The following is a 7,673-nucleotide window of genomic DNA, read 5'->3' as shown; positions in this document are numbered from 1 at the left end:
CCTCCACCGTTTGATAAGCGAAAAGCGCATCGGAAACCTCCTGCCCCGCAACCAGCAATGACTGCTGAAAGCTATTCAACGCTACCTGTTGTTGCGCTTTGGCAGTTCTGAGTCTCGCTTTGTTTATACCCTTATTATAAATAGGCTGCAAAATTCCGGCAGTAACATTGCCGAATAAACCCAGGTTCCTGGTAAACCAGTCACCAACGCTGAAGCTGCTGAACCCGCCGGCGGCTGTAAGGGTTAAAGAAGGATAGAAATAGCTGCGGGCGATATTTGTCTGTTCAAACGCGACCCTGAACGCCAGCTCAGCCTCCTGTACATCGGGCCGGTTAGCCAGCAATTGTGCCGGGACGCCGGTATTCAAACCAACCGGCATTTGTTGTAAACGAAGTGCATTACGGTTGATGGGCCCCGGTGCTTTACCGAGCAGTACGCACAGGGCGTTTTCTGTTTTCCTGATTTGCCTAGTGATGCCGGGAATCGCCACTTCCGTGGCATAATAATTGGCTTGGCTCTGTACCACCGCGGCGCCGTTTACAACGTTGGATGCCTGTAAGGCCTTGACGGTGTTAACGTCTTCCTGACGGTTAGCCGCGGTCCTCTTCAGGATATCCAATTGTTCATCAAGCGCGGCCAGTAGATAATAGTCACTGGCGATCGCTGCTACCAGTTCACTCTGCACCGCCTGTTTTACCGCCTGTTGCTGCAGCAGCGAAGCAAATGCAGCGCGCTTCGCGCTGCTGAGTTTACCCCAGATATCCATTTCCCAGGATGCACTTAATCCTATGGCATATTGCCTGGTATCTTTTACAAATCCAAAAGCCTGAGGATATGCCAGCCTTTCCTGGGTAACGGATGCGTTACCGCTTAACGATGGTAGAAAAGCACTTTTGCTGCTCTGAAATTCCGCTCTGGCCGCATTGATCCGTTCCAAAGCAGATTTCAGATCAAGGTTGTTAGCCAGCCCTTCCCTGATCAGGTTTTGTAAAGCCGGGTCCTGAAAATAGGTATCCCAATGCACAAGGGCAATATTATTGGCCGTATCTGTCCCGGATTGTTCCCGGTAAAGTCCCTCCTGATTTACTGCCGGACGATGGTAAGGACTGGTGACCCGGCAGGAGGATATGATGATTAATGCCGGGATTACCCAGCTGTATTTTATTTTCATGTTAATTATGCTTGATTGGTTCGCCGTTGTGATTTTCTACTGACACTTCATGGTGCTGATCTTCATCATGCACCGGCGCTCCGCTGATACGCTCCTGTAGTACCTGAAACAATACAAAAAGTGAGGGAATAACGAAAATCCCGAATACTGTTCCAATCAGCATTCCGCCGATAGCCCCTGTACCTATTGAACGGTTACTGACCGCTCCGGCACCACTGGCAAACATGAGCGGCATCAGGCCAAAAATGAAAGCGAACGATGTCATCAGGATCGGACGAAGGCGCGCAGTAGCACCGTTTACGGCAGCCCGAATAATGTCTTCACCGCTTTTACGGTGAAAAAGCGCAAACTCTACGATCAGGATACCGTTTTTGGCCAGCAACCCGATGAGCATCACCAGGCTGATTTGTAAAAATATGTTGTTATCAACACCAAATAACCTGGCAAATAGAAATGCACCTGCCAATCCGATCGGCAGCGATAGCAGAACTGCAAAGGGTAAAATATAACTTTCATACTGCGCGCTAAGCAGGAAATAAACAAATACCAGGCAAAGCAGGAAGATCATCAGCGTCTGGCTGCCACTGGATAGTTCCTCTTTAGTTAAGCCTGAATATTCATGGGTTACATTTTTTGGTAAGGTCTGAGCGGCTACCTCCTGGATTGCCCGGATAGCATCGCCGGAGCTATAACCCGGCTTGGGCACACCGGTAATGCCGGCTGACGTGAACATGTTGAACCGGTTACGGAATTCCGAACCATATACTCTGCGCAATGTTACAAACTCTGAAATGGGTGCCATCGTTCCTGCTGCATTCCTGACCATGATCTGGTGAATGCTTTCCGGCGTTGCACGATATTGGGATTCCGCCTGCACCATAACCCGGTATTGCTTACCGAAACGGTTAAAATCGGACGCGTAAATACCACCGAAATACCCCTGCATAGTGGTCAGCACTTTGTTGACATCAATTCCTGCCTCTTCACACTTGGCCACATTAACATCAAGTTCATATTGTGGAAAGCTGTTATTGAACGAAGTAGTGGCGTACAGAATCTCAGGACGTTGATTGAGGGCGCCCAGGAATTTGTATACGGAACCGCCGAATTGATTCAGGTCACCCGAAGTTCGGTCCTGGAGTGCGAACTCAAAACCATTTGTATTACCAAAACCGAGTAAAGTAGGCGCCGCGAAAAAGATAATCTGCGCGCCTTTAATGTTAACCGTACGGCCAAAAAGCTGGCCCACCACGCTATTGATATCCTGACCTTTATTGGCCCGCTTCGCCCAGGGCTTCAGGCGGATGAACAACGCAGCGTACGACGGTCCGGTCCCACTGATCAAGTCCTGTCCGGCGAGTCTGTCGCAACTTTCTACCTCAGGAATTGACCTGACGATGCTGTCCACCTGATCCGCGATCCGTATGGTTCTTTCGAGCGAGGATGAGGGAGGCAGGATGATATCGCTGAAAATAGCACCCCCGTCCTCGTTTGGAACAAATCCGGTAGGACTTGTCTTCACTAAAAACCAGAACATCACACTAAAAATGCCGATGATACCTACAGCCACCCATTTACGCTTAACGAGGAATTTAACCGCGTTGCGGTATCTGGCGGTCATCGTCGTAAAGGCAGCGTTGAATCCGCTGTAAAACCGTTGTAAAATGCCGGTTTTCGGGTGTTCACCCGCGACATGTGGCTTTAAAAAGATAGCGCATAGCGCCGGGCTCAGCGTAAGCGCGTTTACCGCAGAGATCATGATCGCGATAGCCAGCGTTAAACCGAACTGTTTGTAAAATACACCTGCCGATCCGCTGATAAAAGATACGGGGATAAAAACGGCAGCCATTACAAGGGTGATCGATATGATCGCGCTGCTGATCTCACTCATGGCATGCAGGGTTGCTTTTTTAGCTGAGGTCGCCCCCTGATCCAGTTTAGCATGGACGGCTTCTACAACAACAATGGCGTCATCAACGACGATACCGATAGCAAGCACCAGCGCGAACAACGTCAGTAAATTGATGGTAAAGCCGAACATTTTGAGAAAGAAGAAGGTTCCGATAATCGCTACAGGAACCGATATTGCCGGTATAAGCGTTGACCTGAAATCCTGCAGAAATACGAAAACCACTATAAATACCAGAATAAAGGCTTCAACCAGGGTATGGATCACTTTCTCGATAGAGGCATCCAAAAACTCATTGGCATTTAGGAACGGTATGTAATGAACACCGTCCGGAAAATCTTTGGAGCTATTTTCCAATATCCGTTCAACCTGCTGAATGAGGTCGTGAGCGTTAGAGCCGGCGGACTGACTGACTGCAATGGCCGTACCCTGGTAACTGTTGGTTGTATTCGAACTCGCGTAACTCAGGGATCCCATTTCCACTTTTGCGATATCCCTTAACCGGAGAATATTACCATTGCCGTTGGCGCGTATCACGATCTGGTCGAATTCTTCTGCCGTTTTCAGACGGCCCTTATATTTGATAACATATTGGAAGGCCTGGTTGCCATTTTCGCCAAACTTACCGGGCGCCGCCTCGATATTTTGCTGTGCCAATTTACCGATGACATCCTCAGGCATTAATCCGTGAGCCGCCATTGCGTCTGGCTTCAGCCATATACGCATGGAATAATCCTTGCCTCCGTAGATAAAGGCATCTCCTATCCCGGGAACCCGCTTGATTTGCGGCATCAGGTTGATATTTACATAATTCTGGAGATAATTTTCATCGTAGGCTTTATTCTTACTATAGACTTCAAAAATGTAAACCAGGCTGGCTTGTTTTTTACTGGTTGTCACCCCGGATTTGATAACATCGGCCGGCAGTAAACTGGTCGCCTTGGTCACCCTGTTCTGAACGTTCACAGCAGCCAGATCCGGGTCTGTCCCTAAATTAAAATAAACGGTGATCGTCGCGCTGCCGTCATTTCCGGCTGTAGACGTCATATAGGTCATATTTTCGACACCATTGATCTGCTCCTCCAGAGGAGTGATCACACTGTTCATGACCACATCCGCATTAGCCCCCTGGAAGGATGTTTTTACTTCTACCGTTGGCGGCGCAATTTCCGGGTACTGTGATATCGGCAGTGAAAATAATCCCAGTAAACCCAGGATGATAATGATCACGGATATTACTGTTGACAATACCGGTTTTTCAATAAATTTCTTTAACATAATTTCTCTTTTTATGGCCATGCAAAGGCATAACGTTGGTGATCATATGACGTAAATGCGATTACAGAACCGATTGATTATTAATGTGCGGAGCCGTTAGTTACCGGTACCGGCTTGATGGTCACACTGTCTTTGAGGTTACCCATACCGTCGGTTACAACGCGGTCACCGGCCTTAAGACCGTCTTTTACCACGTAGTCATTTCCGGCAAACAGGTCCATTACCTGTACTTCCTTTCCCTTTACCATACCTTTTTCATTAACCACATAAACCATCTTCCGGCCCTGCACCTCGAAGGTTGCCTTTTGCGGCAACAGTAAAGCAGAGGCTATAGAAACCGGAATTTGAAGTGTAGCGCTTCCACCACTTCGAAGCGTCCCCAATGGATTTGGAAAGGTTGCCCGAAAGCTAACCGAACCCGTCTGGTTGTCGATCAGGCCATTCACCGTCTCTATCCGTCCCTTTTCCGGATATACCATACCATCGCTTAAAACCAGTGAAACGGCTGGCAATTGCTTAATCTTTTCGCTGATACTTTTGCCGGGATACTTGGCGGAAAATTCCAGGAACTGTTTTTCATCAAAAGAAAAATAAGCGTATATCTTTTGAATATTGGATACGGTAGTTAGAGGCACCGGACTTGAGGGGCTCACCAGGCTGCCGGGTTTATTCGGCAACTTGCCCACCACGCCCGCCGCCGGGCTCACTATAGTGGTATATCCTATGTTTGTTTTCGCATTGGCCAGGGTGGCTCTCGCCTGGGCGAGCTGCGCTTCTTTGGCCTGCAGATTATATTGTGCGTTCTGCAAAGCGGTTCCCGTGACAATTTCTTTTTTGACTAATGGTGTGATGTTCGCAACCTGAAGTTTGGCCGCATTTACTTCAGCCTCTGCGCTCTTGATGGAGGCATTTGCGGTAATTACCTCCTGCTGATATTGCGGTGCATCAATTTTGAATAAAAGCTGGCCTTTTTTAACCGTCGCCCCTTCGTCAACATAAATCTGGCTGATATAACCATCCACTTTAGGGCGTATCTCCACATTTTGCTCGCCTTCAAGCGAAGCGGGATAAGACGCCAGCAACGTAGCCTGGCTATTTTGAACGGCATAAACAGGATATTCCTGTGGCTGCCCGGCACCGTTGTTTGCCTCTGGGGGATTGGAACATGAGGCCATGATGCCAAGAGTTCCTGAAAGCATGATAATAATTCTATTTTTCATTTTAATCTATTAAATAATGGCTTTATAGCTTATAAATCTTTTTGCTCTCCAGCTTGATGATGAGTCCGTTCATACCCGGACGGACACGCATCTGACAAGCCATGCGGCTATTTTCCTGAACTTCGCCAAGCACTTTCAGCATGATTAACTCTTTTTCGCTGGGTTCATTAAGTTTCTCGACACCTGCGATCACAGTGACCTGACAGGCCTTACAAAGCCCCGTCCCTCCGCAAATGCCCGGAGCCCGGTACCCTCGCTTGATCAATACATCCATTAAGGTCATTCCGATCAAAGCCGTTATATTGAGCAGTTCCCTGATCCCATTTGGCGCGATGACAGTGATGTAAATGGCATATGTAACTGGATTATTATGCATGGATCAGTCCTCGTCTCGTTGATAAACATCGAAAAGCTGGTAAGCTTTCAGGCCTCTTTCCGGAAAACTCAGATAATTATCCAACGCAACAAGATCCACTGCTGTGTCTTCAAGCCATAAGTTGAGATCACCGGATAGGATAAAGGCGAAGCCAATACCCAGACTGATAATCCGTTCCGACCATTTTATCAACGCTGACGGTTCTTCCGCCCGCTGTACATAATCATTCAGGAATTCCTCCCGCCTGTAAGCAGGCATATCGTCAAACTCCGCTGTATTCGCGATGTAATCGATCAAATCTTTTCGATCAAAATCAGTCCTGAGTAAAAAAATCAGCTGCTGTTTAGCCTTTAACTTATAATTGATATCAACATTTTCAAAATCACTGGATTTTAGCTGCATGACGGTGAAGGGCCAGGCACCTGTAGAGGGCATTAATCGCCTCAAGTGCTCAATCAAATCTTCTATTTGCTGTTCAATTTCCATAATCGCTCGTTTTTTATACTGTTATGGCATTTCGTTACTTATATTGGTTGATTCTAAATCTTGCCGTTTCCTTGTTCACCGGTTTTACTGATTTCAGGTAGGCATAGATTGCGGCCAGGTCAGTTTCCTTCATTTTGCCGAATTGACTCCATGGCATGATCGTTTGAAACTCATCATCCTGAACCGGGTGATCGTCCCTGATATTGGCATACGCTTTGAAACGGGCGATAAACTCATCTTCAGTCCAGCTGCCAATCCCGAATTCCCGGTCAGGTGAAATATTGGCTGAATAGGTCGTAATACTTCCGATTTTAAATGGCCTGCCCCCACTGAAATCATCTCCGTGATCTGCCGTGTGGCAGGTGCGGCAGTCTGCAGCAAGAACCAGGTAACTTCCGTATGCTATTTTACTATCGCGCGAAGGGGCGGCCTCCGGCGCCGCTCGGCGGGGAATAGTATGAATGATAAAATTCATAGGGAAATCTGCCAGGGGAGCCGGGATTTGACGTTCGATTTTGGGCAACGTCCGCAAATAGGCGATTACCGAGTAAATGTCTTCCTTGTCCAGTCGTCCGTAAGCGAGATAAGGCATGACCGGGAATAAGGCTCTGCCATCTTTACTTACACCAGTGGTGATAGCCCGGTAAATTTCACCGTCCGTCCATTCGCCGAGATGGTAAGACGTCAAGTTTGCGGCCACAAACTTTCCGGGTATTCCCTGATCGTGGCCGAATACCTCCCCGCCGCTTCCTAAATGATTCGTATCGATCGGTGCCGCGTACTGGTTCCATTGTCTTTCAGAATGACAATCCATACAGGCCATTACGTTTAAGGCAAGGTATTTGCCCCTTTCCACGCGTTTTGGAGATCGTTCAATACTGATTACCGGAGCGGTACCGACATCCGGAAGTTCATGAAGAATATATTGGAGGGCACACATAATCACCGCTCCTAATAATAAAAGGATAATTATAATTTTTTTTGATACTAATCGCTTGAACATTCCTGTAAACTATATAATGCCCCCTTTATCAGGATCAAAACGATTAGGGGCACTTCTTTTGACAGGACAAAATTAGCCTGCTGTGATCCAGGCCATTAGGAGGAAAGACGATGTTTACAGGACAAATCGTGCAGTGTTTGTATGTCAAATGTCACTTTACAGTTGTAGATAGCGCACAATAAGTACTTTTACACTTCTCAGCATCAACATCTATGTTATGTTTATTAATG

6 protein-coding genes are annotated in these 7,673 nt (G+C 47.4%); all 6 read right to left on the bottom strand.

The genetic code is table 11. The features are described 5' to 3' along the window. Window positions 1-1,171: efflux transporter outer membrane subunit (locus tag AAGC65_RS01610; protein ID WP_343110653.1), on the bottom strand; the 1,171-nt coding region annotated here is incomplete at its 3' end. A 1-nt stretch (window position 1,172) separates the two neighbouring features. Continuing rightward, on the bottom strand, window positions 1,173-4,358 hold the full coding sequence (locus tag AAGC65_RS01605) for an efflux RND transporter permease subunit (protein WP_343110652.1): 3,186 nt from the start codon (window positions 4,356-4,358) through the stop codon (window positions 1,173-1,175). Between the two features lie 80 nt (window positions 4,359-4,438). Further along, the gene (locus tag AAGC65_RS01600) at window positions 4,439-5,533 is read right to left on the bottom strand and encodes an efflux RND transporter periplasmic adaptor subunit (protein WP_343110651.1); all 1,095 of its coding nucleotides are present in this window, start codon (window positions 5,531-5,533) and stop codon (window positions 4,439-4,441) included. 67 nt (window positions 5,534-5,600) lie between these two features. Beyond that, window positions 5,601-5,954 carry a 2Fe-2S iron-sulfur cluster-binding protein gene (locus AAGC65_RS01595; RefSeq protein WP_343110650.1) on the bottom strand — a complete coding sequence of 118 codons (354 nt, stop codon included), beginning with the start codon at window positions 5,952-5,954 and terminating at the stop codon, window positions 5,601-5,603. Window positions 5,955-5,957: 3 nt separating this feature from the next. Beyond that, window positions 5,958-6,440, bottom strand: a complete 483-nt coding sequence (locus tag AAGC65_RS01590) for a hypothetical protein (RefSeq protein WP_343110649.1) — start codon at window positions 6,438-6,440, stop codon at window positions 5,958-5,960. Between the two features lie 34 nt (window positions 6,441-6,474). Further along, window positions 6,475-7,443, bottom strand: coding sequence for a c-type cytochrome (locus tag AAGC65_RS01585; protein ID WP_343110648.1), 969 nt, complete (start codon window positions 7,441-7,443; stop codon window positions 6,475-6,477). Window positions 7,444-7,673: the final 230 nt, after the last annotated feature.

The sequence above is a fragment of the Mucilaginibacter sp. genome (genome assembly GCF_039207105.1).
Lineage (GTDB): Bacteria > Bacteroidota > Bacteroidia > Sphingobacteriales > Sphingobacteriaceae > Mucilaginibacter.
The sequence above is the reverse complement of the archived record's forward strand: the minus strand, read 5'-3'. Positions and strand labels throughout refer to the sequence as shown.

Coding starts and splice junctions, on each gene's coding strand:
- AAGC65_RS01605 (WP_343110652.1), bottom strand. CDS start 4,358: ATGTTAAAGAAATTTATTGAAAAACCGGTATTGTCAACAGTAATATCC.
- AAGC65_RS01590 (WP_343110649.1), bottom strand. CDS start 6,440: ATGGAAATTGAACAGCAAATAGAAGATTTGATTGAGCACTTGAGGCGA.
- AAGC65_RS01595 (WP_343110650.1), bottom strand. CDS start 5,954: ATGCATAATAATCCAGTTACATATGCCATTTACATCACTGTCATCGCG.
- AAGC65_RS01600 (WP_343110651.1), bottom strand. CDS start 5,533: ATGGCCTCATGTTCCAATCCCCCAGAGGCAAACAACGGTGCCGGGCAG.
- AAGC65_RS01585 (WP_343110648.1), bottom strand. CDS start 7,443: ATGTTCAAGCGATTAGTATCAAAAAAAATTATAATTATCCTTTTATTA.